At 63.4% G+C, this 26,467-nt stretch carries 22 protein-coding genes and 2 pseudogenes; 14 read left to right on the top strand and 10 right to left on the bottom strand.

The features are described from left to right. The first annotated feature begins 69 nt into the window (after nt 1-69). Nucleotides 70-522, top strand: a complete 453-nt coding sequence (locus tag FJ546_RS05595) for a hypothetical protein (RefSeq protein ID WP_140888432.1) — start codon at nt 70-72, stop codon at nt 520-522. 18 nt (nt 523-540) lie between these two features. Here the strand turns inward: FJ546_RS05595 and FJ546_RS05590 are convergent, their stop codons facing one another. Continuing rightward, the gene (locus FJ546_RS05590) at nt 541-972 is read right to left on the bottom strand and encodes a MarR family transcriptional regulator (RefSeq protein ID WP_140888431.1); all 432 of its coding nucleotides are present in this window, start codon (nt 970-972) and stop codon (nt 541-543) included. 64 nt (nt 973-1,036) lie between these two features. Between FJ546_RS05590 and FJ546_RS05585 the strand changes: the two genes are divergently transcribed. Continuing rightward, the gene (locus FJ546_RS05585) at nt 1,037-1,492 is read left to right on the top strand and encodes a hypothetical protein (RefSeq protein WP_140888430.1); all 456 of its coding nucleotides are present in this window, start codon (nt 1,037-1,039) and stop codon (nt 1,490-1,492) included. Between the two features lie 2 nt (nt 1,493-1,494). Here FJ546_RS05585 and FJ546_RS05580 read toward each other — a convergent pair whose 3' ends face one another. The 3 genes and pseudogenes from FJ546_RS05580 to FJ546_RS05565 form a co-directional block, all read right to left on the bottom strand. Continuing rightward, a complete protein-coding gene (locus FJ546_RS05580) occupies nt 1,495-2,469 on the bottom strand; it encodes a WD40 repeat domain-containing protein (RefSeq protein WP_140888429.1) in 975 nt (324 codons plus the stop codon). 106 nt (nt 2,470-2,575) lie between these two features. Beyond that, nucleotides 2,576-2,776, bottom strand: a pseudogene (locus tag FJ546_RS31505) (GNAT family N-acetyltransferase); the annotation flags it as partial. A 1,274-nt stretch (nt 2,777-4,050) separates the two neighbouring features. Continuing rightward, nucleotides 4,051-5,121 (bottom strand): GTP-binding protein, encoded by a 1,071-nt coding sequence (locus tag FJ546_RS05565; protein WP_140888427.1) that lies wholly within the window; start codon nt 5,119-5,121, stop codon nt 4,051-4,053. Nucleotides 5,122-5,519: 398 nt separating this feature from the next. Between FJ546_RS05565 and FJ546_RS05560 the strand changes: the two genes are divergently transcribed. Next, the gene (locus FJ546_RS05560) at nt 5,520-5,990 is read left to right on the top strand and encodes a MarR family winged helix-turn-helix transcriptional regulator (protein WP_140888426.1); all 471 of its coding nucleotides are present in this window, start codon (nt 5,520-5,522) and stop codon (nt 5,988-5,990) included. On the opposite strand, the gene FJ546_RS05555 is transcribed toward FJ546_RS05560, so the two are convergent. Next, on the bottom strand, nt 5,991-6,863 hold the full coding sequence (locus FJ546_RS05555) for an AraC family transcriptional regulator (protein ID WP_140888425.1): 873 nt from the start codon (nt 6,861-6,863) through the stop codon (nt 5,991-5,993). A gap of 51 nt (nt 6,864-6,914) precedes the next feature. On the opposite strand from FJ546_RS05555, the gene FJ546_RS05550 reads away from it, so the two are divergent. From FJ546_RS05550 to FJ546_RS05530, 5 genes and pseudogenes are all read left to right on the top strand, one after another. Further along, nucleotides 6,915-7,322 carry a DUF2000 family protein gene (locus FJ546_RS05550; RefSeq protein WP_095771583.1) on the top strand — a complete coding sequence of 136 codons (408 nt, stop codon included), beginning with the start codon at nt 6,915-6,917 and terminating at the stop codon, nt 7,320-7,322. Between the two features lie 200 nt (nt 7,323-7,522). Next, a complete protein-coding gene (locus FJ546_RS05545) occupies nt 7,523-8,407 on the top strand; it encodes a DMT family transporter (protein ID WP_181167823.1) in 885 nt (294 codons plus the stop codon). Nucleotides 8,408-8,485: 78 nt separating this feature from the next. Then, nucleotides 8,486-9,508 (top strand): LacI family DNA-binding transcriptional regulator, encoded by a 1,023-nt coding sequence (locus tag FJ546_RS05540; protein ID WP_140888423.1) that lies wholly within the window; start codon nt 8,486-8,488, stop codon nt 9,506-9,508. Next, nucleotides 9,505-10,488: a 2-hydroxyacid dehydrogenase gene (locus FJ546_RS05535; RefSeq protein WP_140888422.1), complete on the top strand. Its 984-nt coding sequence runs from the start codon at nt 9,505-9,507 to the stop codon at nt 10,486-10,488. The genes FJ546_RS05540 and FJ546_RS05535 overlap by 4 nt, the downstream gene beginning before the upstream one ends. Before the next feature lie 83 nt (nt 10,489-10,571). After that, a pseudogene (locus tag FJ546_RS05530) lies at nt 10,572-10,969 on the top strand (hypothetical protein). Here FJ546_RS05530 and FJ546_RS05525 read toward each other — a convergent pair. Further along, a complete protein-coding gene (locus FJ546_RS05525; protein WP_140888421.1) occupies nt 10,970-11,743 on the bottom strand; it encodes a gamma-glutamyl-gamma-aminobutyrate hydrolase family protein in 774 nt (257 codons plus the stop codon). 264 nt (nt 11,744-12,007) lie between these two features. On the opposite strand from FJ546_RS05525, the gene FJ546_RS05520 reads away from it, so the two are divergent. Next, on the top strand, nt 12,008-13,117 hold the full coding sequence (locus tag FJ546_RS05520) for a TRAP transporter substrate-binding protein (protein ID WP_140888420.1): 1,110 nt from the start codon (nt 12,008-12,010) through the stop codon (nt 13,115-13,117). A 182-nt stretch (nt 13,118-13,299) separates the two neighbouring features. Here the strand turns inward: FJ546_RS05520 and FJ546_RS05510 are convergent, their stop codons facing one another. From FJ546_RS05510 to FJ546_RS05495, 4 genes are all read right to left on the bottom strand, one after another. Then, nucleotides 13,300-14,328, bottom strand: a complete 1,029-nt coding sequence (locus tag FJ546_RS05510; RefSeq protein WP_140888419.1) for a zinc-dependent alcohol dehydrogenase family protein — start codon at nt 14,326-14,328, stop codon at nt 13,300-13,302. Between the two features lie 13 nt (nt 14,329-14,341). After that, nucleotides 14,342-16,132, bottom strand: a complete 1,791-nt coding sequence (locus FJ546_RS05505) for a TRAP transporter large permease subunit (RefSeq protein WP_140888418.1) — start codon at nt 16,130-16,132, stop codon at nt 14,342-14,344. After that, nucleotides 16,132-16,716, bottom strand: coding sequence for a TRAP transporter small permease subunit (locus FJ546_RS05500; RefSeq protein WP_140888417.1), 585 nt, complete (start codon nt 16,714-16,716; stop codon nt 16,132-16,134). Before FJ546_RS05500 ends, FJ546_RS05505 begins: the two co-directional genes overlap by 1 nt. A 182-nt stretch (nt 16,717-16,898) precedes the next feature. Next, nucleotides 16,899-17,804 carry a branched-chain amino acid ABC transporter permease gene (locus FJ546_RS05495; RefSeq protein ID WP_140888512.1) on the bottom strand — a complete coding sequence of 302 codons (906 nt, stop codon included), beginning with the start codon at nt 17,802-17,804 and terminating at the stop codon, nt 16,899-16,901. Nucleotides 17,805-17,947: 143 nt separating this feature from the next. On the opposite strand from FJ546_RS05495, the gene FJ546_RS05490 reads away from it, so the two are divergent. From FJ546_RS05490 to FJ546_RS05470, 5 genes are all read left to right on the top strand, one after another. Continuing rightward, on the top strand, nt 17,948-18,559 hold the full coding sequence (locus FJ546_RS05490) for a CGNR zinc finger domain-containing protein (RefSeq protein WP_140888416.1): 612 nt from the start codon (nt 17,948-17,950) through the stop codon (nt 18,557-18,559). Further along, entirely contained in the window at nt 18,552-19,085 is a 534-nt protein-coding gene (locus tag FJ546_RS05485) for a hypothetical protein (RefSeq protein ID WP_140888415.1), read from the top strand. The genes FJ546_RS05490 and FJ546_RS05485 overlap by 8 nt, the downstream gene beginning before the upstream one ends. Nucleotides 19,086-19,303: 218 nt before the next feature. After that, nucleotides 19,304-22,783, top strand: a complete 3,480-nt coding sequence (locus FJ546_RS05480; RefSeq protein WP_140888414.1) for an indolepyruvate ferredoxin oxidoreductase family protein — start codon at nt 19,304-19,306, stop codon at nt 22,781-22,783. 143 nt (nt 22,784-22,926) lie between these two features. Next, nucleotides 22,927-25,242, top strand: a complete 2,316-nt coding sequence (locus FJ546_RS05475; protein WP_140888413.1) for an EAL domain-containing protein — start codon at nt 22,927-22,929, stop codon at nt 25,240-25,242. A gap of 310 nt (nt 25,243-25,552) precedes the next feature. Further along, nucleotides 25,553-26,377, top strand: coding sequence for a hypothetical protein (locus FJ546_RS05470; RefSeq protein ID WP_246686750.1), 825 nt, complete (start codon nt 25,553-25,555; stop codon nt 26,375-26,377). The last annotated feature ends 90 nt before the right edge of the window (nt 26,378-26,467 follow it).

The following is a 26,467-nucleotide window of genomic DNA, read 5'->3' as shown; positions in this document are numbered from 1 at the left end:
CTTGGGCGCTGCTTGACCGTGCTGGCGAAGTCGGCCCCAATATGAGCGGGAATTGAGGTGGGAACAGAAATGCGGACGATCCTCTGTGTGGCAATGCTTCTGGCGTCGGCCGGCACGGCCTTCGCCTCGGGCGGCATCTGGTGCAATGTCGACGATATGGCGGTGACATTCGATGTCGGCGCCGGCGTCACCAGAGGCATGGGCGGCCCGACCTTCAACTTCCGCGGCGATCTCGAAATCAAGGCGAGGCCGGCCGGCGATGGATTGCGCAAGACGGTGTTCGAGGACTCCAACCTGACCCAGTACTGGCTGGACGACAAGGAACTGCGGCTGAACATCTATCACGAGCACGAGGCGGCAAACGCCTTCAATTCGGTCGAACTGACGATCCTGACCAAGGCCAGCGACGAAGGCGTCTATGACGGCCAGTACACACTTGCCGTCTATGACAATGCCGCCGACATCGACAAGGATGGCAAGCCGGCTGAATTGACGGGCAAGGTGTCGTGCGGGGCTGAGTAGGGTGGCCGATCGATTGCGTCAGCCTGCCTGCATCGAGGCGATGGCGCGCCGCATCAGGTCGAGAAACACCAGCCGTTCGTCCTCGCTGAAGCCGGTCAGTGCCACCTCGTTCTGTAAGCGCGCGGCCTGTGTCGCCGGCTCGCGCAGGCCAACGGCTTTCGCGGTGAGATGGATCGATTGCGAGCGCCCGTCTTCGGGGTGCAGGCGCCGTTCGATTAGCCCGTCACGTTCCATGCGGATCAGCGTGTTGGCCATCGTCGCTTGTTCCACGCTGAGACGCTGCACGAGTTCGCGTTGCGTCAGGCCATCTTCATCCCACAGCGCCAGCAGCGTCATGAACTGAGCGGGCGCCAGGCCGAGCGGCCGGATGCGTTGCTGCAGGCCGTTGGCAAACAACCGCGCCATGTGGTTGGCCAGGAATCCCGCGGATCGTTCCTTCTGAAATGTCATGCCTGCCACTTAATAGTTGAATAGCATGCTATGCAATGATATATAGCTTGCTATGGAGATGAAAATGAAAACCAGAATTCATGCAGCGGCGGGCGCCATCGCGCTCATCACGGTCTCGGCTTTCTGGCTGTCGACGGCCACGGCCGAACTGCTCGGCGACGCGGCCGCGATCACAGCGGTCAAGAACTGTGTGCTGGCCGGCATGGCGGTGCTCATCCCGGCGATGATCGTTGCCGGGGCATCGGGCTTTTCACTCGGCAAGGGCTGGAAGAGCTCGGTCGTGGCACACAAGAAGTGGCGCATGCGCATCATCGCCGCCAACGGATTGCTGGTCCTCTTGCCCTGCGCCTTCCTGCTCAGCAGCTTTGCCGCGGCTGGTCGCTTCGACAAGTTTTTCATAGTCGTCCAGACGGTCGAACTGGCAGCCGGTGCAACGAATATCGCACTGCTGTCGCTCAACATCCGCGACGGGCTGTCGCTGCGGCGCAAGCCTCTTCGGCTGGCCGCGCGAGCCCGGTGAGTTCAGGCCGTGATGTCTATGACACCGCAATCGCCGGCCGCGCTGCCGAAGGCGATGCGGCGCTCTTCCCTGTCCCACATTATCGAGGTGATGGCGCCCTTGCCCTGACGGCGCAACAGCACTTCCTTGGCGTCGGCGAAGCGCGCGGCAATGACCATGCCGTCCTCATAGCCGATCGCCACGACATCCTGGCTTGGATGGCATGCCACGCAAGTCACCATCGTGTTGCCGCGCGTGCCGAGCTCCAGCGGCGCCTTGCCCATCGGTCCATCCTTGCCCGAAAACGGCCAGACGATCGCCGCCGGCGCGCCGGAACTCGCCAGCCATTTGCCTTTGACGCTCCATGACAGGCTTTTGACCTTGCCGGGATAGCCGCTCATGCGCATGTGCTTGCCGTCGGCCAGTTTCCAGCCATGCAGGGCGTTTTCCTGCATCGTGGTCACGAGGAAGGCGCCATCTGGCGAGAAGGTGATGCCGGTATGGGCGCCGGCCCATTCCAGTTCCACCGGCTTGCCCTCGGCGGCCGGGAAATGCAGCGTCGCGCCATTGTAGCGGGCAACGCCGAAGCGCATGCCCTTGGGCGAAAACGCCAGGCCCTCGACCGAGCGCGGATGGGCAAATTCCCTTGTCTTGCCATCGGCGAAGCGCACGAAGGCGGTCTTGCCGGTCGCATAGGCGACGGCGTCCTGCGGCCCGGCGGCGACGCTGGTGATCCATTTTTTCCCGGCGCTCGCCACTTCGGCGAGTTCGCCGCCCGCCTTGACGGCAAACACCTTGCCGTCCTCGCCGCCGGTGATCAGCCGGTCGCTGGCCGCATCGTGGAAGGCGGCGAGCAGCCCGTCATTGGCCTGGATGGTCTTGTGGCCATTGTCGAGCCGATGGATAGCGCCATCGGCCAGCGCGAAATGCGGCACGTCGCCAAGGAAGACGGCGGCGACGCAATGGCCTTCGAGGTCGAGGGGGGCAACTGTGGGCATGGGTATCTTTATTCAGTTGAATTGCAGCGGTTGCAGGGGCTTACTCGACGTTTGCGGTTCCGGCAACCTCGGAGGATCGGCGAGGCGGCAAGAGGCTGTAATCTGGTCAAAGCAGCCCCTTGGCTCGCAGTTCAGTTGCAAACGTCGCCAATGGCATCACCAGGGTCGAAGCTGATCCCTGGAGGCGCTCTGCACCATAGCTGGCATACCACCTTGCGGACCCGGTCGCTCTTGGCATCGATGATGAGAAGGATTCCCGCCGCCTTCGCCGGCAAGCCGCAAGGCAGCGCAACGCGGCGGCGAGCAGTTGACCTCCAGCCCTGCCCGATGGCGGGCTGGACATCTCCCGCCCCCCAACGGAAAGGGGGTAACATCACCGATCGTGATTTCCAGGCGGGAACTTCCGCACCCTGCGATTGTATGATGACCCGAACCATGTTCCTGGCGATGCTTGCGCCGCTCGCTCCGGTCGTTTGAGAAAGGAACAATGTGCTGGGCTTCTTGGAGCGCAGGGGCCTTCGGCTGTTCGTGACATTGTTGGTCGCTTTGTCAGCCGCTGCCGGCTACGCTTTCCTCAGACGCAAAATATTGTGGGAGACGGTGCAGACCTGCGCACTTGCAAGTACGCGGTTGGGCGTCGCCTTTCCCTGCGACGAGGTGATACTGACCGAGCAAGGGGATTATGGGTCAGTCCTCATCAAATCACCTCTACACCGGACCGAGTTTCTGGTGGCCCCAATCACAGCCGTCGCGGGCTTGGAGAGCCCATCAGCCCGTTCCACTGATGGCGCCCAACTATGGAACCGGGCATGGGAAGCCCGACAGAAAGTCGAAGCAAGACTCGGACACGGCCTGCCACGATCAGCCGTTGGCCTGGCGGTGAATTCCCGAATTGAGCGGTCCCAGGATCAGTTGCACATCCACGTCGATTGCTTGCTGGAGTCGGTTGAAAGGACGCTTGCCTTAGATGGGCCGAAGCAAGACGCGGCTTGGCAACCGTTTCCATTGATGTTGAACGGGCGACCCTATTGGATAATGGCAGTGGATGAGCCGGATCTGCGCACCACTAACGTGGTTGGCTTGGTTGTTGCCGGTTTGCCTCAGGCACGACACGCTATGGATGATCTAAATGTACTCGTCGCCGGTGCAACGCTGGCTGACGCGAGGCCGGGATTCTATATTCTGGTAAATTGGGGAAGGGCAGCTGAGCACCTCCTCGATCACAGATGTACGTCGCGCTAGCCATCGCCAATTGGTCAAAGCCGTTCATTCGGCGCCCACGTCGGCGGCGGGTTTTGTGCTGGAATGGTACGCCGCCAGCCCCCATTGGCGGCCAGCCGCCTTATTTGGGAAGGAGGCAGGCAGGCGACTTTAACCTCGACCCCGACAGGCGGCAGCCGCTCGCTTCGTCTGATCCCAATCAAATCGAGCAGACGGCACTGAGCGAAGGGACCGCCGACCTACCGTCGCAGTGGCGGCGTTCGTGGAAACAGCACGATCGTCAACGGCGCCTTCTGGAATGCCACGGCCGTAATTTCTTCGGTCATTTGATCCAGCCTGGAACCGCACGGCAAAGCCTGACTAGGCCTGGCAGGCCTCGAAACTCTTCTTCAGCCGCTCGGCGTCCAGTTCGCGGCCGATGAACACCAGCCGGCTCTCATGTTTCTCGCCGTCTTTCCAGGCGCGCTGATGGTCGCCCTCGATGATCATGTGCACGCCCTGGATGACGTAACGTTCATCATCGCCTTTCAGGGCAATGATGCCTTTCAGCCGCAGGATGTTGGGGCCTTCCATCTGGGTGATCTTCTCGATCCATGGGAAGAATTTCTTCGGGTCCATCTCGCCGCCGCGCAACGACACCGACTGCACCGTCACGTCATGGATGTCTGAGGGATGCGCGTGGTCATGGTGGTCATGCCCGTCATGATCATGGTGGTGGTGATCGTGGCCATCATGGTCGTGATGGTCGTGATCGTGGTCATGATGGTGATCGTCATGCGCCTCGAGGAAATGCGGATCGTTCTCCAGCGCCCGGGAAAGATCGAAGGCGCCGCGGTCGAGCACTTCCGAGAGGGCGACGCCGGCGCGCGTGGTCCGATGGATCCTGGCCGCCGGGTTGATGGCGCGGATGGTCGCCTCGACCTTGGCGAGCTCTTCCGGGGTGACGAGATCGGTCTTGTTGAGCACGACCACATCGGCGAAGGCAATCTGGTCCTCGGCTTCCTTGGAATCCTTGAGCCTGAGCGGCAGGTGCTTGGCATCGACCAGCGCCACCACCGCATCGAGCTTGGTCTTGGAGCGCACGTCGTCGTCCATGAAGAAGGTCTGCGCCACCGGCACCGGATCGGCGAGACCGGTGGTCTCGACCACGATGGCGTCGAAGCGGCCGGGCCGGCGCATCAGGCCCTCGACGACGCGGATCAGGTCGCCGCGCACCGTGCAGCAGACGCAGCCATTGTTCATCTCGTAGATTTCCTCGTCGGATTCCACGATCAGGTCGTTGTCGATGCCGATCTCGCCGAATTCGTTGACGATGACCGCATAGCGCCTGCCATGGTTCTCCGACAGGATGCGGTTGAGAAGCGTCGTCTTGCCGGCGCCGAGATAGCCGGTGAGAACGGTTACGGGGATCTGCGTCTGTGCGTCGCTCATGGCTTGCCTCGAGATGACTGGGCCTTGAAATCCAGGCCAAAAAGTGATTGTCGGTTCCATATAGGATGTGTGCGGGGCTTTTGCACGGGGCAAACCGATGGGCCAAAGTTCTTGGCCCGGCCACTGGGATATCGGCGTGCTGGATGACTGCGAAAGTGCGCCTTGGTCGCGGGCAAGGCGCGTCTCACGCCTCGCGCGCCTCACCTTTGCGGCGATTCCCGTGCGGCGAAAAGTCGTTTGTCATCTAACTGAAATAAACATCTGGCATTAGCCACGGCGGGCACCGCAATGCTTGCCGGCAAAGCTGTTTCATGCGCCGGATTCTTTTTATCGTCGATTGCCAACCGGCCGGCTGCGTCTATGCTGTCGCTACCGGTATGGCCGAAGAGGGGATGATCATGGCCAAGGCGGACAAAACTGCAACAATGAGCCGGCTGCATTCGGCGGCAAGACTGGCAAGAACCGCGCTGGCGGCCCGGCTCCTGGCGCACGGCTTCTATGCCGGCCAGGACCAGATCATGCTGGCGCTCTACCGCGAGGACGGCCAGACGCCTGGCAATCTCGCCGGCCGCCTCGGCGTGCGCCCGCCCACCATCACCAAGACCATCAACCGGCTGCAGGCGCAGGGCTTCCTGGAGAAGCGCGCCTCGTCGGCCGACGCCCGTCAGGCTCATATTTTCCTCACCGACACTGGCCGCGATATCATCCACGCCATCGAGAAATCGGTGAAGAAGACCGAAAAACAGGCGCTGAAGGGCCTCGACAAGAAAGACCAGAAGGCGCTGTTCAAGCTGCTGGCCCGCATCGAGGCCAATCTCTCCAACGAAGAGCTTGTGCTGATCGACGACGACGCCGAGTCGGACGAGTGATCAGGCCGCTGCTGGAGCCGCTTCCCGGATCAGCGAGGACCAACGCCCCGGCGTCATCCCGAATGCCTTCTTGAATTGCCTGTTGAAATGGCTCTGGTCGGTGAAGCCGGCCTCGACCGCGATCTGCGCCAGGGGCTCGCCGGCGGTAATCATCCGCCGCGCGCGCTGAAGCCGGCGCATCACCAGGAAACGATGCGGGCTGGTCGAGAAGGCGGCGCGGAAATGCCTCGATAAGGCGTAGCGGTCCAGTCCGGTGACGGCTTCCAATTCGCCGGAACGCACCGGGCGCATTGCGTTCTCCGTAAGATAGTCCCGCGCCAGCGTGGCCGCCCGCCATGCCGTCCGGGCCATCGGCTTTGCCGGCTGGCCGGCATGCCGTGCCAAGCTTTGCATCAGTTGCGTGAGAAAGTCATCGACGAACAGCTCGTCGAGTTCCTGTTGCAGCGGCCCCAGCGCTGAAAGCAGCGTGGCGCAGAAGGCTTCGTCCCGCACCACGGCATCCCTGACGAAGGGCAACGATGCGCCGCCAAGGCAGTCCAGCATCAGCGACGGTTCGAGATAGAGCATCCTGTAGCGCAACCCGTCCTCGGTGCCGGCGCCGCCATCATGCAGTTCGTCGGGATGCAACACGATGATCTGGCCGGGCAGGCTCAGCCGCGTCGCGCCGCGATAGCGGAAGGTCTGCACGCCATGCAGCGTCACCCCGATCGCGTAGGTGTCATGACGATGCAGGTCGAAGGCGCTGCCATGAAAGCGCGCCTCGATCCGCTCCATGCCGGCGGGGTCGGGTGCGGAGATGATGCAGTTCTCCGCCGCGTCCGCGCACAAACGTCCAAGACCCCTAGAGGCCTGCCGGTCTATTTCGAACGACATCGTCTCCTTCAGCCTCGCAGTCGCGGCCTAACCTCGAATGGTCCTTTTCTCATGTTCGATACGAAATTTGCAATCGTCCTGCGGGAAGACTTGCCCGTTTGGCAGAAACTCAACGTCACCGCCTTCCTGACCAGCGGCATCGTCGCGCAGTTTCCCGACATCATCGGCGAGCCCTATCGCGACCGCTCGGGCAATCTCTACAATCCCCTCTCGATCCAGCCGGTCATCGTGCTGTCGGCCGATCAGGCGACGCTCGCCACGATCCACCGGCGCGCGCTGGAGCGCGGCGTGACGACCTCTCTCTATGTCGAGGAGATGTTTTCCACCGGCTTCGACGCCGCCAACCGCGCCGTCTTCGCACAATTCGCGCCCGAAGACGCCCAGGTGGTCGGCATCGCGCTGCGCGCCGACAAGAAGGTGGTCGACAAGATCACCAAGGGCGCCCGCATGCAGGCATAGCGTGGGAGGTTTGGACTAAGCGCGGCGGCTTCTATTGTTGTGCCAGCGGCTCAGGCGCGCGGCAGCGGCCGACAATTGGCTTGCCGGCAGGCGACAATTCCCGCAAAGGTGCGCTCCAGCCCAGCTTTTCCCCCGGCCTGCACGTGAATGCTTCCCAAAGACATGTCGAAAGCGCGACGCCGCCGGTGGCGATCCTGTGCATGCTGACCACTTATGTCTTTTTCACCTTCCTCGACACTTCGAGCAAATATCTCGTCCTTGCCGGCGTTTCCGCGCTGATCGTCGCCTGGGTGCGTTTTGCCGTGCATGTCGTGCTGGTCGGCACCCTCCTGCGCGGCTGGCGCGATCCGCTGCGGTTTCGCCCGGTCAACCTGCCGGCGCATGTGCTGCGCGGGGTGTTTCTGTTCGGCTCGACCATGTGCAACATCCTGGCCCTGCGCTCCCTGCAGCTGGCCGAGACGACGTCGATCTATTTCTTCGGGCCGATGGTGATCACCGCGCTTGCCGGCCCGCTGCTCGGCGAATGGGCCGGCTGGCGGCGTTGGCTGGCCATTCTGGCCGCCTTCGCCGGGGTCCTCATCATCACAAGGCCAGGTGTCGGCGTCTTCGGCATCGGCCATCTCTTCGCACTCGGCTCGATGCTGTCGAACTGCTTCTATGTCATCATGACGCGCCGCATGTCGTCGACCGAGACGTCGGAAAGCCTGATCCTGTTTTCGGCGCTGGCGCCGACGGTGCTGCTTTTGCCCATGCTGCCGTTTTCCTTCTCGCTGCCGCATGATGGCTGGCACTGGTTCATCCTGCTCATGCTTGGCGTGTTCGGCGGTGTCGGGCACTGGCTGCTGGTCCAGGCCTATCGGCTGGCGACCACCACGGCATTGGCGCCCTATCCCTATTCGCAGATGGTCTGGATGATCATTTCCGGCTGGATCGTCTTCAAGCAGTTCCCGGATCGCTGGACGCTGGTCGGCGCCGCCACCATCGTCGCCAGCGGCCTCTACATCGTCCACCGCGAGCACCGGCTTCGGCTGCGGAGCCGAGCGGCCTCCGATGTCGAGGCCGAGGCGCTGGCAAAAAAACTTTGATTTGCCCCCGATCGGTGGCATAACGCCGCCTTTAAACTGTTTAGGTCGCAATTCAGCTCGTTCGGGGGGCGCAAGGCGCTGGCACAAAAAATCAAGCTTTCGACGATCGCCGATGCACTCGGCGTGTCCACGGCCACCGTGTCACTGGCGTTGCGCGACAGCCCGCTGGTGGCCGGCGCGACGCGCGACCGCATCAAGGAACATGCGCGCGCCATCGGCTATATCTACAACCGCCGCGCCGCCAGCCTGCGCACCTCGCGCTCTGGCATTGTCGGCGTCGTCGTGCACGACATCATGAACCCGTTCTTCGCCGAGATCCTGCGCTCGATCGAGAGCGAGCTCGACCGCAGCCGGCAGACCTTCATCCTGTCCAATCACTACGACCAGCTCGAGAAGCAGCGCACCTTCATCGACACGCTGCTGCAGCTCGGCGCCGACGGCGTCATCATGTCGCCGGCCATCGGCACCCCGGCCGCCGACATACTGATGGCCGAGGAAAACGGCCTGCCGGCGGTGCTGATCGCCCGCACCGTCGAAGGCGCCGACGTGCCGGTGTTTCGCGGCGACGATTCCTACGGCACCGGGCTTGCCACCAACCATCTGATCTCGCTCGGCCACAAGCGCATCGCCATGATCGGCGGCACCGACCAGACCTCGACCGGCCGCGACCGCTACCAGGGCTATGTCGACGCCATGGAGGCGGCAGGGCTCGAAGTCAGGCCGTCCTGGCGCATCGCCGGTCCGCGCACCAAGCAGGCCGGCTTCGAGGCCGCCGGGCAGTTCTTGGCGCTGAAGGACAGACCAACCGCCGCCTGCTGCTGGAACGACCTCGTCGCCATCGGCCTGATGAACGGCATTGCGCGCGCCGGCCTGGTGCCAGGCATCGACATCTCCGTCACCGGCTATGACGATCTCGAGGAGGCGGCGATCGCCACGCCGGCGCTGACCACCGTCTGGAACGGCCAGCGCGAGGTCGGCCGCCGCGCCGCCAGCGCGCTGCTCGACAAGCTCAATGGGCAGACGGTGCGGCCCTCGCAGGAATTGATCAAACCGGAACTGCATGTGCGCCAGTCGACCGGCAAGCCGGTGGAGCGGGCATGACCAAGGCCGAACAACTGCAAGCCGTCGCCATTCTGGTGCCGGCGGACTTCAGCGACCATGCCGTCCGGCGCATCGACCGTACCTTCAAACAGATCAGGATCGAGCGCGCCGATCCGGCGCTGGTCACCGACGAGATGCGCCGCATGGTGCGTGGCATTGCCTCCTTTGCCGGCATCAGCGCGGCTATGATGGATGCGCTGCCCAATCTCGAACTCATCGCCTCCTTCGGCGTCGGCTATGATTCGGTCGATGTCGGCCATGCGGCGGCGAAGAACATCATGGTCACCAACACGCCCGACGTGCTGACCGAGGAGGTCGCCGACACCGCGGTCGGGCTGTTGATCAACACGATCCGCGACCTGCCGCGCGCCGAAAACTGGCTGCGCGACGGCAGCTGGGTACGCAAGGGCAACTATCCGCTGAGCCGGCTGACCTTGCGCGCCCGCCGCGTCGGGATTTTCGGCATGGGCCGCATCGGACAGGCTATCGCCAGGCGGCTCGAGGCGTTCGGCCTGCCGGTCGCCTATCACAATCGGCGTCGCGTCGAAGGTCTTGCGTATCAGTATCACCCGACGCTGAAAGGTCTTGCGGAAGCGGTCGATACGCTGATTTCGGTGGCGCCTGGTGGCGCTTCTACGCAGAAGGCGGTCAATGCCGAGATCCTGTCGGTGCTTGGCGCCAGCGGCGTCTTCGTCAATATCGGCCGCGGCAGCACCGTCGACGAGGCGGCACTCGCGGCGGCGCTTGCCGACGGCACCATCGCCGCCGCCGGGCTCGACGTCTTCGCCGACGAGCCGAATGTGCCCAAGGCGTTGCTCGACGCCCCCAACGCCTCCCTGTTGCCGCATGTCGGCTCGGCCTCGGAGCACACGCGCCGCGCCATGGCCGATCTGTGCGTCGACAATCTGATGTCCTGGTTCAGCGAGCGCCGGCCGCTGACGCCGGTGCCGGAGACGGCGAATGTGAAGGCTCGCGGCTGACTGGCAGTTTGCCGCATTTACTAACGCCAGCTTAACCCTTTGAAATCATTCTCCATCCTGCCCATGTACGTGGATGAGACGGAATGAAAACGCTCTTCGCATTGATCGCCGCCGCCGCCTTGTTTGGCGGCGTCCATCTGTTTCATGACGGCAAAGGGGAAAGCGTCGCCGACGAGGTCACGCCGTCCAACACCTGCAGGCTGGTCGCCAATGGCGATGAGAAGGCCTGCGCGGTGAGCCGCGGGGCCGAATTTCGGATGGCCTGTCCCTGCTTTCTGTTGCTCCGACATGCCGTCGTCTGATGCCTGGCATAGAACGGGCAAAGTTCTGGCGCCAGCAGAATGACGGCACGGTCGCCTTCAGCGCCAACGGCGTCGATCCGATTGTCACCTTCGCCGTGGCTGATGGCGACGGTTACGAATCCTATGCACCTGCAACGCCCTTGCTGTCGCTGGCGGGCGACCGCAAGACCGGCGACTGATTACTCCGCCGCGGCCCGCGAGCCAGCCTTCGCGGCAGCGTGCAGGCGCACCGCATCGCCGAAGGCGCGAAAAATCTTGGCCGAGTTGCTGTCCGAGTTGACCCAGTACTCCGGATGCCATTGGACACCGACGGCGAAGGCGCGTGCTCCCTTGACTGAAACCGCTTCGACCGTGCCGTCCGTGGCGACGGCCTCGATCTCGAGCTTCGACCCGAGCCGGTCGATCGCCTGGCGATGCAGTGAATTGACCTTGATCTCGCCGGCGCCGAACACACCGGCCAGGCAGCTGCCCGGTTTGATCGAAATGGTCTGGTGGATGGCGAAGCGCTCGTCCTGTTGGTCGCTCACCGGCGCGCGGTGGTCGAGCGAACCCTCGCGTTCTTGGATCTCGGTGCCCAGCGTGCCGCCGAGCGCCACGTTCAACTCCTGGATACCACGGCAAATGGCAAGCAGCGGCACGCCGCGCTCGATCGCCCGGCGGATCAGCGGCAGCGTGGTGGCGTCGCGCGCCGGATCATAGGGACCGTTGGCTTCGCTGGCATCGCCACCATAAAGCGAGGGGTGCACGTTGGATTTCGACCCGGTGACCATGACGCCGTCGACCGAGGACAGCAGTTCATCGAAGTCGAGCCTGTCGCCGAACGACGGCACCAGCAGCGGGAACACGCCGGCGCCGGCAACCGCCGCTTCCAGATATTGCTGCGGGGCGGCATGCCAGGTGTAATTGTCGAACTGACGGACGTCGGTCGATATGGCGACGAGCGGCTGGTGCATTTTGGGTCTGTTTTCCATCTTGCAAGGGATATCCTGCCTGCAAAATAGGCGATCCCCGGCCATTTTTCCATGCCAAGTTTCGGCGTGTCGCATGGGCCACGAAACCGCACGTTAGACTATAGTTGCAGGGCTGCATGGCTCGGTTACCAAATCTGGTCGCCGTGCTGGACTAGACTTCTCGCCTGTGTATTGTTTCGGCCAACCGATACGGGAGGCCGAGGATTTCCCGGATGTCGGTCTGTTGATCCAAAAGGGAGGAACTGCATGGATCGTCGTTCATTCATTCGCAAGGCCGGCGTGACCGGCGTCGGCGCCGCGGCGGCGGCGGCAACGCTTGCGGCCCCGGCAATCGCCCAGTCCAATCCCAAGGTGACATGGCGGCTTGCGTCGTCCTTCCCGAAGTCGCTCGACACAATCTATGGCGGCGCCGAGGTGTTCTCCAAGATGCTGTCGGAAGCCACCGACGGCAATTTCCAGATCCAGGTCTTTGCCGCCGGCGAACTCGTGCCCGGCCTGCAGGCCGCCGACGCCACCACGGCAGGCACGGTCGAAGCCTGCCACACGGTGGCATATTATTACTGGGGCAAGGACCCGACATGGGCGCTCGGCGCGGCGGTTCCCTTTTCGCTCAACGCGCGCGGCATGAATGCCTGGCACTACCATGGCGGCGGCATCGACCTGTTCAATGAGTTCCTCGCCACGCAAGGTCTCTTCGGCCTGCCGGGCGGCAACACCGGCGTGCAGATGGGTGGCTGGTTCCGCAAGGAAATCAACACGGTCGCCGACCTCTCCGGCCTCAAGATGCGCATTGGCGGCTTCGCGGGCAAGGTGGTGCAGAAGCTCGGCGTCGTGCCGCAGCAGATCGCCGGCGGCGACATCTACCCGGCGCTGGAAAAAGGCACGATCGACGCCGCCGAATGGGTCGGCCCCTATGACGACGAGAAGCTCGGCTTCTACAAGGTCGCGCCCTATTACTACTATCCCGGCTGGTGGGAAGGTGGCCCGACCGTGCATTTGATGTTCAACAAGGCGAAATACGAAGAGCTTTCGCCAGCCTACAAATCGCTGCTGCGCACCGCCGCGCAGGCCGCCGATGCCGACATGCTGCAGAAATACGATTATGTGAACCCGGCGGCGGTGAAGCGGCTGGTCGCCGGCGGCGCCAAACTGCGTCCGTTCAGCCAGGAAATCATGGCCGCCTGCTTCGAAAAGGCCAACGAGGTCTATGCCGAGATGGAGGCCTCGAACGCGCCGTTCAAGAAGATCTGGGAATCGATCAAGGGCTTCCGCAAGGAGCACTATCTCTGGGCGCAGGTGGCCGAATACAATTACGACACCTTCATGATGGTCCAGCAGCGCAGCGGCAAGCTGTAGTATCCCATCGCGTTCGTTTGAGAGACCCCGGCAGCTCGTCCGGGGTCTTTCTTTTCAGGTCCGCGCGGAACCGACCTCGACCAGTATTCCGCCCGGCGCAAGGCAGTAGAAGCTCGTCGATTTGAAGCCGCCGCGTGCCAGGCGGCGTGACGGCAAGCGGGTCCGGCGGACTGGCCTTTGGTTCAGCCCCGACCTGGCACCACCAGCACCTTGACCTCGCCGGGCGCCGGCGGGTTGGCGATCACGCCGGCCGCCTCTTCGAGCGGCACCTGCCTGGAGATCAGCCGGTCGATCTCGATCGCGCCGGAAGCGATCAATTCGGCGGCGCGGCGGTGCGTGTAGGGATTGAGGAACGAGCCGACCACCTTCAATTCCCGAAACAGCAGGTCGAAAGGCTCGAATTCCGCCTTCATGCCTTGCGGCGTCACGCCGACGATGACGACCGTGCCGCCGGCCCTTGCCAGCCGCATCGACTGCTCGACGGTGTCGCGCACGCCAGCGCATTCGAACACCACGTCGGCGCCGCCCGGCATCAGGCCCGCGGGTCCAACGATGGCATCGATGACGTCGCCGGCGGTAGGATCGACCGTCGCCGCCGCGTCGAGCGCTTCGGCAAGCGCGCGCCGAGAAGCCTGCCTGGTCGACAGGATGATGGTCGTGGCGCCGGCCAGTTTTGCCAATTGCACGGTCAGCAGGCCGATCACGCCGCCGCCCAGCACGATCACCGAACTGCCCGGCTTGATCTCTGCAAGGTCGACGCCATGCAGGCAGCAGCCGAGCGGCTCGCAGAAGGCGCCATGCGTCGGCGGCAGATCGGCGGGCAGGATGAAAGCCTGTTTCTGCGGCAGCACGACATACTCGGCAAAGCCGCCATCGCGGTGGATGCCGATGGCATTGAGATTGCGGCAGAGATTGACCCGGCCGGCATGGCAATGCGGGCACCGTCCGCAGGCGATGTTGGGATCGCCGGTGACACGATCGCCGACGGCAAAGCCGGAGACGGCGTTGCCGATCGCCTCGATGATGCCCGAAAATTCATGTCCGGGCGTCACCGGCGGACGGCAGGGAAATTCGCCGTGGAAAAGATGCCGGTCGGTGCCGCAGACGCCGCAGGCCTCGATCCGCACCAGAAGCTCGTCCGGGCCGGCGACAGGTTTGCCGACTTCGCGCAGCGCAATGCTGCCCACCGCCTCCAGCCGCACTGCTTTCATGACTCCGTCCCCATCAATTGAAGCTCGGCGGCTGCGAAAGGTCCGGCGCCGGCGCCGCCGGCTTGGCCGGGGGTGCATCGCCGAAACTCGGCGGTTGCGACAGGTCCGGCGTGCCGGGCGCGGCCGGTGCGCTGCCGCCATTGGCAGGGGCCGTGCCACCAGCCGGCGGTGTACCGAGCGGCGACAGGCCGGGCACCTCCGGCACCTTGTAGTCGATCGTGCCCGGATCGATCACCGTGCCCTTGTAGCGCATCACCATTTGCGGGAAGGCGATGGTCAGTCCGATCATCACCACCTGGATCAGCACGAAGGGCACCGCGCCCCAATAGATCTGGCCGGTCGTCACCGGCGCGATCTGCTTGCCGGTAAGGCGGTCGAGATAGGGCACGCGGGCGGCGACCGAGCGGAGGTAGAACAGCGCGAAGCCGAAGGGCGGATGCATGAAGCTGGTTTGCATGTTGACGCCGAGCAGCACGCCGAACCAGATCAGGTCGATGCCGAGCTTGTCTGCCGCCGGCGCCAGCAGCGGCACGATGATGAAGGCCAGTTCGAAGAAATCCAGGAAGAAGGCCAGGAAAAAGACGAGCATGTTGACGCCGATCAGGAAGCCGACTTCGCCGCCCGGCAGCGAGATCAAAAGGTGTTCGACCCAGAGGTGGCCGTTGACGCCGTAGAAGGTCAGCGAGAACACGCGCGCGCCGATCAGGATGAACAGCACGAAGGACGACAGCCGCGTCGTCGAGGTCAGTGCCTGCTTGATCACGTCCAGCGACAGCCGGCCTTTTGCCGCCGCCATGATCAACGCGCCGACAGAGCCCATGGCGCCGCCCTCGGTCGGGGTGGCGATGCCGAGGAAGATGGTGCCGAGCACCAGGAAGATCAGTGCCAGCGGCGGGATCAGCACGATGACCACCTGCTGCGCCAGCCTGGACATCATGTTGAAGTTCAGGCGTTTGTCGGCAATCGCCACGATGTAGATGAAGAGCACCCCTACGGTGGCGCCGAGAATGTCGGCATTGTCGCCATGAGCTGGCGCGAGATAGCGATACGCGGCGTAAGAGATGGCCACCGCCACGACCAGCGCCACCAGCAGCGACAGAACACCGTGGCCAAGCGTGCGTGCTTCGAGCGGCAGCGCCGGCGCCATTTTCGGTCGGAAGATCGATATGATGAGGACGTAAAGCGCGTAGAGGCCGGTCAGCACCAGGCCCGGGATCAGTGCGCCTGCGTACATGTCGCCGACCGAACGGCCGAGTTGGTCGGCAAGCACGATCAGCACCAGCGATGGCGGGATGATCTGGGCCAGCGTGCCGGATGCCGCGATAACACCGGCAGCCAGACGGCGGTCATAGCCGTAGCGCAACATGATCGGCAGCGAGATCAGGCCCATGGCGATGACGGATGCCGCCACCACGCCGGTGGTCGCCGCCAGCAGCGCGCCGACGAAGATCACCGCATAGGCGAGGCCGCCGCGGATCGGACCGAACAACTGGCCGATCGTGTCGAGCAGATCCTCGGCCATGCCGGATCGTTCGAGCACGATGCCCATGAAGGTGAAGAACGGAATGGCCAGCAGCGTGTCGTTAGACATCACCCTGCTGCCGTAGAAATTATCCGGCAGTGCGTGCAGAAGCGGCCAGGCGAGATTGATCGATCCACCAGAATACGGCGAGAGGAGCACGCCGATGAAGAAAAACATCAAGCCGTTGGCGGCCAACGAGAAGGCCACGGGGTAGCCGATCAGCAGGAAGATGATCAGCGAGGCGAACATGATCGGCGCCATGTTCTGGGCGATGAATTCCATCACGAGCGCACCTCGTCGGCCAGTGCCTTGGCTTCGAGTTCGGCTTGCTCATGTGCCGATATGAATGGATTGGGGTCGTCCATGTCGCCGCGCATGATGGCGATCTTCTTGATGATTTCGGAGATGCCCTGCAGGGCCAGCAGGAAAAAGCCGACCAGCAGGATGGCCTTGGCCGGCCAGATGATAAGCCCGCCGGAATTGTTGGACATCTCGCCGCTGCGAAACGACAGCGAGACGTAGGGAACGAAATAGATGACCATCAGCGTCACGAACGGCATCAGGAACAGGAGATGGCCGAGAAGGTCGATCCAGTGCTGCACGCGGCGTGAAAACAGGCCGTAGACGACATCGATGCGGATATGCTCGTTCTGCTTCAGCGTATAGGCGGCGGCCAGCATGAAGGCGGCGCCGAACAAATACCATTGCAGCTCCAGCCAGGCATTCGACGAAATGTCGAAGATCTTGCGGATGACGGCGTTGGCCGCGCTCACCAGGATCGCCAGCAGGATCAGCCAGGATACCGATTTGCCGATGAATTCGTTGGCGCGATCGATCGCCCTGGATAGAGCGAGAAGCCCTGCCATGCATTCCTCCCTTTTGTCGGAGGCGTGTCGGCTCCCCTTGTTCCGTCACGCCGCTTGGTCCAACGGTATGCCGTGCGTGGACTGACGGGTCAACAAGGATGGGAGCAACAAAACAGCATCAACTGAAAGCGAGGGGTGGAGACTGGCGTCTGCCCCGCGTCATGCAACCAAAGTCTGATGGTTCAGATGACCTTGCCGGTGTCGCGGCCGGCTCCGATCAGGATCAGCACGGCCACCAGGAACAGATACATCCACGCATCGCGCCATTCGATCGGGAAATAACCGGCCCACAGTGATTCGGCCATGCCGAAGGCGGCGGCACCCAGAGCCGCTCGTGGCGGCGAGAGATAGCCGCCGACCGCCGTCACGAACAGGATCTTCAGGCCGTAGACGAGGCCGGAACCGAAGCTGACATTACCGTAGTAGAGGCTGGCCATGACGCCGGCCAACGCGGCGCAGAAGCCGCCGAGCAGCACGGCGTTGCGGAACACGCCGCGCACGTCGATGCCGCACAGGGCGGCGGCGTGCGGGTCGTCGGAGACGGCGCGCCAGCGCCGGCCGAAGCCGGAGCGGGTGAACGCGGATGTGGCCAGTGCGACAGCCGCCAGCACCACCGCGCAGTCGAGCACCTGGATCAGCGTCAGCGTCGCCTTGAAGCCGGCGCCTTCGGCGAAGACGATGGGCTGTGCCAGCATTGGTGGCAGCCAAAGATCATGCGTGTCGGCGGCGATCCGACTTGCTTCCGACAGGACGATCAGGATGCCGAGCGTCGTCACCACGATGGCGTTGGGCGTGCGGTCGGCCAACGGTTCGAAGACGCTGCGCGACAGGACATGGCTGATCAGCGCGGCATAGAGGAATGCCGCGACGACGCCGAACAGCACCGACGCCAACAGCGTCAGCCACAGCACCTGGTAGCCGAAGGCGACGCTCAGGATCATTGCCTGGCCGCTGAAGGCGAACAGTGCGCCATAGGCCAAGTTGGTGCGGTGCAGGATGCCGTTGATCAGCACGTAGCCGAAGGCGAGCAGCGCGTAGAGCGCGCCGGAGTGCAGCCCGTTCAGCACCTGCTGGAAGAAATAGAGCATGCTCAACAACACCAAAAGCATCTCGCCGACAGCGGTTGGGACGACGGAATGCTCGAGACAAAGGCGACGATACCGTGCGCAGCGGAGGTTTGCATCGCCGAATCTAACTTGTCAAACGCGATTTATTGGTTAGATTTTGCGGCATGACAGTTGCCTGGACCCCGCACCGCTTCACCGGCGGCCTGCTAGCGCTCGATACGGCGAACACCGTCGTGCTGCGCGGCGATCCGGAGCGCACGTTCGACCGCTTCGACGATCCGGCCGAAATCGCCCGCTTCGCCGACGCGGCCAGCGGTTTTCGCGCCGCCGAACTCGGCGACCGGCGGCTTGCCGTGCCTTCGCCGTCGGCAATCGCGCCCGTCGTGCTGTCGATCCGCGAGACGACCGATCGGCTGATTCGCGGCGCCGTGTCGAATGGCGCGGTCGCCACCGCCGACCTGCCCGATTTCCTGCGCGCCTGTGCCGAAGGCCTGGCCGGCAGCCGGACCGAGATCGGCGCACCGGGAAGGCCGTTCGGCGATCCCCGTGTGCCGATCCCCTTCGAGGCGGCGCTGGCGGTCTCGGCCCTTTCGCTGCTGCGCGCCGACACGGTCGCGAGGCTCAGGATCTGCCCCAACTGTACCTGGCTGTTCGTCGACAGAAGCCGCAATTCCAGCCGGCTTTGGTGCGATATGGCGGTGTGCGGCAACCGGCAGAAGGCCAGTCGTCACTATCGTCGCCGCCGCATGGCGGCCCATGAGGTCAAGGATGCCTAGAGGATTTTCACGCGCGCTCGTTGCCGGCGCCATGTTGGTCGCCGCTGCGGCGCTCGGCGCCTGCCGCGACACCGGCGGCCAGGGCAAGCTGTTCGAGGTTTCCGGCAAGATATTCGTCTTCAACTACCGTCTCGCCAGGGCGACCTATGTCGTGACGCTACGGCCCTTGCAGCCGATGGGCGAGGGCCAGGTGGCGGTTGCCAGCTTCCAGAACCCAGCCGGCGGCGCGCCCTTGGTGGTCGAGCAGAAGGTCTGGCCGAAGCTCGACAAGGTGAGCCTGGAGAGCCCGGCGCTGACCTGCATCGTCAAGAACAAGCCGTACGCCATCGCCATCAGCATCAAAGGACCCGACGGCGCGATCCTGCAGAAGATCGACACCACGCTGATGTCGACGGAAGACCAGTCGATCCTTCCCGACCGGCCGCTGGTCATCGACCAGCTCTATACGGCCAATCCCGACCTCGCCGGCCATCCCGACGGCAAGCTGCCGGGCGAGCCGAAGCCGGACTGCTCGAAAGCCGGCTGACCTTCCGACGGCATCGATTTCGGCCGGAGTTTTCGTGCGCCGAGGCACTCTCGGCGCGCGGTTTCATGCGCGCTCCTGCGCCCGCCGGACTGTTTGTTGCGCGTTGCCTGGCCCCTGCGATTTTGTTTGACCTCACTTGCAAGGGGAGAAAGGATGCGTCATCCGACCCCGACGTTGGCTGCCTGCCCCCCGTGCGGCCTTCGCAGAGGAAATGCCTGATGACGCTGCATGATGTCGCGCTCGACGACAAGTTCGACCTCGGGAAGGAGCGCATCTTCCTGTCCGGCGCGCAGGCGGTCATCCGCATGCTCTTGATGCAGCGCGAGCGCGATCGCCGCGCAGGCCTGAACACGGCCGGCTTCGTCTCCGGCTATCGCGGTTCGCCGCTGGGCGGCCTCGACATGCAGCTGTGGAAGGCGAAGAAGCAGCTCGCGGGGGCCGACATCGTCTTCCAGCCAGGCCTCAACGAGGAGTTGGCCGCCACCGCCTGCTGGGGATCGCAGCAGACGGAGCTTCTGGGCGAGGGCACCCATGATGGTGTCTTTTCCGTCTGGTACGGCAAGGGCCCGGGCGTCGATCGTTCCGGCGACGTGTTCCGCCACGCCAATCTCGCCGGCTCGTCCAAGCATGGCGGCGTGCTTGCGCTGATGGGCGACGACCATATGGCCGAATCCTCGACCAATGCGCACGCCACCGAATTCCTCTTCGTCGACACCATGGTGCCGATCCTCAACCCGGCCGGTGTCCAGGAGATCATCGATTACGGGCTGTACGGCTTTGCCATGTCGCGTTTCGCCGGCACCTGGGCGGCGATCAAATGCGTCAAGGACAACATCGAATCGACGGCCTCGGTCGATGCCTCGCTCGAGCGATTGAACATCGTCGTGCCGGAGTTCGACATGCCGCCGGGCGGCCTCAACATCCGCCACGAGATCGACATGCTGGGCCAGGAGGAGCGGCTGCACGAATACAAGCGTGCCGCGGCCTCCGCCTTCATCCATGCCAACGGGCTGAACCGCATCGTCTATTCGGGCGGCCGCAGCCCCAAGCTCGGCATCATCACGCTGGGCAAGAGCTATCTCGATGTTCGCCAGGCGTTGGAGGACATCGGCATCGACGAGGCGGCCGCCAACCGCATCGGCGTGCGGCTGTTCAAGGTCGGCTGTCCCTGGCCGCTCGACCTGCATCATATCGCCGAGTTTGCCCGCGGCCTCGACACCATCGTCGTCGTCGAGGAAAAGCGTTCGCTGATCGAGGTGCAGCTGCGCGAAAGCCTCTACGGCACCGCCTCGCAGCCGGTCATCGTCGGCAAGAAGGACGAGCGTGGCGACTGGCTGTTTCCGGCCAAGGGCGCGCTTGATCCCAACGAGATCGCCATTGCCCTTGGCGAGAGGATCGTCAAGACCATCGGCCCCTCGGAGGAGATCTCGGCGCGGGTCGGCAAGCTGCGCCAATTCCAGGCGATGCTGGCGGACGCCACCGACATCGGTTCGCGCACGCCCTTCTTCTGTTCCGGCTGTCCGCACAATTCCTCGACCAAGGTGCCGGACGGCTCGATCGCCGCCGCCGGCATCGGCTGCCATTTCATGGCGCTTTGGATGGACCGCAACACGCTGGGCTTCACCGCCATGGGCGGTGAGGGCGCGCAATGGGTCGGCCAGGCGCCGTTCTCGAAGCGCGGCCACATCTTCCAGAATCTCGGCGACGGCACCTACAATCATTCCGGCACGCTGGCGATCCGCTTCGCTTTGTCGAGCGAAGCCAACATCACCTACAAGATCCTCTACAACGACGCGGTCGCCATGACCGGCGGCCAGCCGCATGAAGGCGGCCTGACGGTTGACATGATCGCCAGGCAGGTGCGGGCAGAGGGTGTCGACCGCATCGCCATCGTCACCGACGAGCCCGACAAATATGCCGGCAAGGCCGAATTCCCGGCCGGCGCCACCATCCATCACCGCGACGATCTCGATCTCGTCCAGCGCGAGCTGCGCGACGTCAAGGGCGTGTCGATCCTGCTCTACGACCAGACCTGTGCCGCCGAAAAACGCCGGCGGCGCAAGCGCGGCACCTTTCCCGATCCCGACAAGCGCGTCTTCATCAACGAGCTGGTCTGCGAAGGCTGCGGCGATTGCGGCGTGCAGTCGAACTGCGTCTCGATCCAGCCGGTCGAGACCGAATTCGGCCGCAAGCGCAAGATCGACCAGTCGAGCTGCAACAAGGACTTCTCCTGCGTCAACGGCTTCTGCCCGTCCTTCGTCACCGTCCACGGCGCCAAGATCCGCAAGGCCGAGGGCCTTGCCGGCAAGACCGATCCGCTTGACGGTGTGCCGACACCGGCCGAATTCCCGCTGGGCGCCGAGGGCTGGGCGGCGATCATCGACGGCGTCGGCGGCACCGGCGTCGTCACCGTCGGCGCCGTGCTCGGCATGGCGGCCCATCTCGAGGACAAGGGCTGCGGCATGATCGACATGGCCGGCCTCGCCCAGAAGGGCGGCTCGGTGTTCACCCATGTCCGCATCGCCCGCACGCCGGATGACATCCATGCCATCCGCGTCTCGGCGGGCAAGGCCGACCTCGTGCTTGGCTGTGACCTCGTCGTATCGGGCGCCAAGAAGGTGCTGACTGCGGTGCGCGAGGGCCACACGATCTTCCTCGCCAACACCGCCGAGATCATGCCCGGCGAGTTTGCCCGCTCGGCGGATTTCTCCTTGCCGATCGAGCGCCTGAAGAAGGCGATCCGCACCGCCGCCGGCGACGACAAGGCGCATTTCTTCGACGCCACCCGCACCGCCACGGCGCTGTTCGGCAATTCGCTTGGCGCCAACATGTTCATGCTCGGTTTCGCCTTCCAGCATGGCGGCCTGCCGCTGTCGGCCGAGGCTGTCGAGAGGGCGATCGAGCTCAACGGCGAAGCGGTGGCGATGAACGTCGCCGCCTTCCGCTGGGGCCGCCGCGCGGCGCACCAGCCGGATTTCGTGCGTGGCCTCGTCGCCCTGCCGGGCAAGGCGGAACAAACAGCCCCGATCGCGCAGACGCTGGACGAGATCATTGTCCGGCGTGTCGCCTTCCTGACTGCCTACCAGAACGCCGCCTATGGCAAGCGCTATGCCGACAGGCTGGCGCCGCTGCGCGCCGCCGAGGCCAGGGCCGTGCCAGGCTCGACCGCCGTGACCGAGGCGGCGGCCAGGAACCTGTTCAAGCTGATGGCGATCAAGGACGAGTACGAGGTGGCGCGGCTCTACACCGACGGCTCCTTTGCCGCCGAGCTTGGCAAGCAGTTCCAGAGCTATGAAAAACTCGAATTCCATCTCGCCCCGCCGATCATGGGCCGTCGCGGCAATGACGGCAAACCGAGGAAGTCGAGCTTCGGCCCCTGGATGATGAAGGGTTTCCGCCTGCTGGCGGCGCTGAAGGGGCTGCGCGGCACCGCTTTCGACCTGTTCGGATATAGCGCCGAAAGGCGCATGGAACGGCAGCTTTTGGCGCAGTATGAAGGCGATCTTGAACTCGTCGCCAGGTCGCTGGCGCAGGGCAAGGCCGAGGCGGCGGTCGCTCTGGTTTCGGTTCCCGCGCTCATCCGTGGTTATGGCCATGTACGGCAGGCCAGCGCGGACAAGGCCGCGGGCGAGCGTCGAAGGCTGGTCGAGCGCCTGTCGAGCCCGCCGACGCGGGCGGAACTCCAGGCCGCCGAGTGATGGATACGCCTTGTTTACCTGAAGCTTGATTTTTTCCCAGTCAGTCCTGCATTTGCGGCCGTTGGCACCCGAGTCGAAATCACTGTTCTAAGCCTTTCTTAAGGCGGGTGTGACATGACAAGGCTTAGCGTTGGGCCGACAATATGGGCAGAACAAAAACCGAGAACATCCCGGCGGATGTCTATATCCAGTTTGTGCGGTCGTTGTTCGACAACGCCCACATGCTGGTGATCGGCGGCGTATGCTACTGGATCCTCGGATTCATGATCTACTTGCGTACGCACAACCCTTTGTTCCTGGGTTTTTCTTTTGGTCTGCTGTCCATCAGCCTGTTCCGTTACTCCGGTATTCGCGGCTTCCGGAAGGCGGGCGGCATAATAGCCAATGTCGAAGAGGCGCGGCGGTGGGAGCGCACCTATATCCTGAAGGGCAGCCTGCAGGGCCTCGGCCTGGGCGCGCTGTGTTTCATATCGATCTATGTATATCCCGATCCCTTTGCCGAACTGGCCGCGACGTCGCTGGCCATCGCAACCTTGGTGACGGTTGTTGGCCGGAACTACGGCTCTCCGCTCATGGTACGGATTTTTTCCGTGACCTTTATTGGTCCGGCGGCACTTGCACTCCTGCTGCGCATGGATGTCCCCTCGGTCGTTCTCGGGTTGATGATCATCCCGCTGACTTTTATCACGATCAACAGCGCCGACCACGTCCGCGACGTGCTTTTCTCCGCCGTCATCGGCCACAAGGAAGCGAGGAAGCTCGCGCTAAGGTTCGATCGCGCCCTCAACACCATGTCGCACGGCCTTGTCATGCTCGGCCCCAACGGCCGGGTGGCTGTGGCCAACGCCGAAGCTGCCCATCTGATGTCGCTCAAGTCCGCGAATGCGCTGCTCGGGCGCTCGATCCATGGTCTTTTGATGCGCGGCGTCGCCGGCGGCATGCTGGCGCCGAAGGACTGCCGCTACATCGAGGCCCAGCTGACCCGGGCCTTGCGCGAAGGGCGCGACCGGAAGGTTCTGGTGTCGCTGGCCAATGGCCAGCATTATGAATTCTCGGCGCGCGAGGGCAGCCAGGAACTCGGTGTCATCACCTTTGAAGATGTCACGGCTCGTGTCGAGGCGGAGGAAAAGATCCGTTTCATGGCGCGCTACGACAGCCTCACCGGTCTGCCGAACCGCGCTTATTTCCATGAACTGGTCGGCGAGCTGATGGCCTCCGGGGAGCGCGACCGCCTATGCGGCCTGGCCGTGCTCGACCTCGACGATTTCAAGAGCGTCAATGACACGCTCGGCCATCCGATCGGCGACGGTTTGATCTACGCGGTCGCCGAGCGCCTCGCCGCCGTTGCCGGGCAAGGCATCACCGTCAGCCGTTTCGGCGGCGACGAATTCATGGTCTTCTTCGACCGCATCGAGGATGAGAGCCATCTGACCATGCAGATCGACGAGATCTTCGCGGCATTGCAGGGCGAGGTGGACGTCGCCGGGCATGGATTGCGGATCCAGGCCAGCGCCGGCGCGGTTCTGTCCAAGGTCGCGGAAACCGATGTCGACGCAATGATCGTCAAGGCAGACCTCGCGCTCTACAAGGCCAAGGAGCTTGGCAAGAACGGCTGGCGGCTGTTCGAGGCGGCGATGGACGCCGCGTTCCGCAACCGGCAGCTGATGAAGGCGGATCTGCGCAGCGCCGTGGAAAGCAAGAGCCTGCGGGTCGTCTACCAGCCGATCGTGGCGATGAACACGATGCGCATCGCAAGCTGCGAGGCGCTGTGCCGCTGGGATCATCCCGACCTTGGACCGATTTCGCCGGGCATCTTCATTCCGCTGGCCGAGGAAATGGGCATCATATCCGAGATCAGCACTTTCGTGCTGCAGGCAGCCTGCACCGAATGTGCCAAATGGCCTGATCAGACGAGCGTCTCGGTTAACCTCTCGGCCAAGGATTTTCGCAGCCGCGATGTCATCCAGAAGGTTCGCGATGCGCTGGCGAGTTCGGGCCTCGCCGCCGGCCGGCTGGAGATCGAGGTCACCGAAACGGCGCTGCTCGACGACAAGTCGCTGACGCGCCAGTATATCGAGGAGTTGAAGCAGATTGGTGTTCGCATCGCGCTCGACGACTTCGGCACCGGCTATTCGAGCCTGAGCTACCTCCACAAGCTGCCGCTCGACAAGATCAAGATCGACCGCTCGTTCCTGATGGACGTCACCCAGAACTCGCGTTCGCTGGAATTGCTCAAGGGCATCGTCAATCTGTCACGGCCACTGGGACTTTCCGTGACCGTCGAAGGCGTCGAGACCTTCGAACAGCTCAAGATCCTGGCCTTGCAGGTCAAACCGGATCTCGTGCAAGGCTTCCTGTTCGGTGCTGCGCTCAGTGCGTCCGGTATCGAGACGATGTCGAATGTCACCTGGCCCTTCGCAGCCGACCTGCGTCGCACCGGCAAACGGACAGCCGTTTAGAGCAGTTCACCGTTTCACGGAAACGGCAAATCGCTCCAACTCCTTGTTTTGACGCAATTCCGGACGGAAAACCGCTTCACACTTTTTCCTGGATTTGCTCTAGTTCCGCGATTTCGCGAAGCGCGTAATCCCTGATTTTTCCGATTCAAGCACCGCCCTGACCTGGCTCATGCACCTGTTTGTCGAGGCGCGATGTCTGCGAGGTCGTGATCCAGGTCGGTCCCAGGCGCGTTGCTCGCCAAGCTCCTCAACCGGGGCGCGTGGCTGTTAAGGTTAACATAAGGTAAATCAACAACATCTAAATTTCTGCTTGTGTCTCATTTTGACTCGACTAGCGTATTCGGAGGCGGAATTTCGAGGACAGATGATGGATGCTGCAAGGGCTGCAAGGAATACGTCTGGCGCGGTCAGCACAGCCGGCGATTCCGTGTTGAATCGATCAATGATGCAACTGTTGGAGCATGTCGATTATCGCCTCATTACCGGAGGCGAGGATTTGGAGGCGATTTACCGGCTTCGCTACAAATCCTATCTGCGCTCGGGCATGTGCGGCCCAATCGCCAGCGGGATGTTCACGGATCGCTGGGACGATCTGCCCAATTCCTACCGGTTCGGTGTCTATTTCTATGGCGAATTGGTCAGCACGATCCGCTTCCACTACATTTCTCGCGAGCATCCGAATTCGCCCTCCGTCGATGCTTATCCGGAAATACTGATCGAGCGGCTTGCCCGCGGAGAAACCTTTATCGATGGAACCCGGTTTGCAACCGATCCTGACGGGGCACCGGCACCCGGAGTGCTGCCGTTCCTGACACTCAGGCTCGCCATGGTGGCCTCGCTCTATTTCGGCCAGAACTCGGTGCTGACGCCGGTCAAGGTCGAGCATTCCAATTTTTATTCTCGCTATTTCAATGCCGTGCAGAGGACCGAGGCCAAGGAGTTTCCGGGCGTTCTTACCCGGATCGCCCTGTTCGAAATCCCTGCCGGCGAAAATATGCGCCTGACGCTCGAACGGTTCCCATTCTTCAGGTCGACGCCAACGGAACAGAGGCTGACGTTCGCCAATCCGGCTATCAACCGGCTGACACCCTTGTCCATCGTGCCGACGGCGAAATATTATCGCGACGCCGCCTGAGGCGATCGTTTTTTGCCAGGCGTCTGGAGCCTTCCGGCCAGATCCGCGTTCTGATGACGGCGGAGTGTCGCCGTTCCGTCTTTGTCATCC

The sequence above is a fragment of the Mesorhizobium sp. B2-4-19 genome, from assembly GCF_006441315.1.
Lineage (GTDB): Bacteria > Pseudomonadota > Alphaproteobacteria > Rhizobiales > Rhizobiaceae > Mesorhizobium.
Note: the sequence above shows the minus strand (reverse complement) of the source record. Positions and strands in the feature narration are given on the sequence as shown.

Coding starts and splice junctions, on each gene's coding strand:
- FJ546_RS05595 (WP_140888432.1), top strand. CDS start 70: ATGCGGACGATCCTCTGTGTGGCAATGCTTCTGGCGTCGGCCGGCACG.
- FJ546_RS05590 (WP_140888431.1), bottom strand. CDS start 972: ATGACATTTCAGAAGGAACGATCCGCGGGATTCCTGGCCAACCACATG.
- FJ546_RS05585 (WP_140888430.1), top strand. CDS start 1,037: ATGAAAACCAGAATTCATGCAGCGGCGGGCGCCATCGCGCTCATCACG.
- FJ546_RS05580 (WP_140888429.1), bottom strand. CDS start 2,469: ATGCCCACAGTTGCCCCCCTCGACCTCGAAGGCCATTGCGTCGCCGCC.
- FJ546_RS05565 (WP_140888427.1), bottom strand. CDS start 5,121: ATGAGCGACGCACAGACGCAGATCCCCGTAACCGTTCTCACCGGCTAT.
- FJ546_RS05560 (WP_140888426.1), top strand. CDS start 5,520: ATGGCCAAGGCGGACAAAACTGCAACAATGAGCCGGCTGCATTCGGCG.
- FJ546_RS05555 (WP_140888425.1), bottom strand. CDS start 6,863: ATGTCGTTCGAAATAGACCGGCAGGCCTCTAGGGGTCTTGGACGTTTG.
- FJ546_RS05550 (WP_095771583.1), top strand. CDS start 6,915: ATGTTCGATACGAAATTTGCAATCGTCCTGCGGGAAGACTTGCCCGTT.
- FJ546_RS05545 (WP_181167823.1), top strand. CDS start 7,523: ATGCTGACCACTTATGTCTTTTTCACCTTCCTCGACACTTCGAGCAAA.
- FJ546_RS05535 (WP_140888422.1), top strand. CDS start 9,505: ATGACCAAGGCCGAACAACTGCAAGCCGTCGCCATTCTGGTGCCGGCG.
- FJ546_RS05525 (WP_140888421.1), bottom strand. CDS start 11,743: ATGCACCAGCCGCTCGTCGCCATATCGACCGACGTCCGTCAGTTCGAC.
- FJ546_RS05520 (WP_140888420.1), top strand. CDS start 12,008: ATGGATCGTCGTTCATTCATTCGCAAGGCCGGCGTGACCGGCGTCGGC.
- FJ546_RS05510 (WP_140888419.1), bottom strand. CDS start 14,328: ATGAAAGCAGTGCGGCTGGAGGCGGTGGGCAGCATTGCGCTGCGCGAA.
- FJ546_RS05505 (WP_140888418.1), bottom strand. CDS start 16,132: ATGGAATTCATCGCCCAGAACATGGCGCCGATCATGTTCGCCTCGCTG.
- FJ546_RS05500 (WP_140888417.1), bottom strand. CDS start 16,716: ATGGCAGGGCTTCTCGCTCTATCCAGGGCGATCGATCGCGCCAACGAA.
- FJ546_RS05495 (WP_140888512.1), bottom strand. CDS start 17,804: ATGCTCTATTTCTTCCAGCAGGTGCTGAACGGGCTGCACTCCGGCGCG.
- FJ546_RS05490 (WP_140888416.1), top strand. CDS start 17,948: ATGACAGTTGCCTGGACCCCGCACCGCTTCACCGGCGGCCTGCTAGCG.
- FJ546_RS05485 (WP_140888415.1), top strand. CDS start 18,552: ATGCCTAGAGGATTTTCACGCGCGCTCGTTGCCGGCGCCATGTTGGTC.
- FJ546_RS05480 (WP_140888414.1), top strand. CDS start 19,304: ATGACGCTGCATGATGTCGCGCTCGACGACAAGTTCGACCTCGGGAAG.
- FJ546_RS05475 (WP_140888413.1), top strand. CDS start 22,927: ATGGGCAGAACAAAAACCGAGAACATCCCGGCGGATGTCTATATCCAG.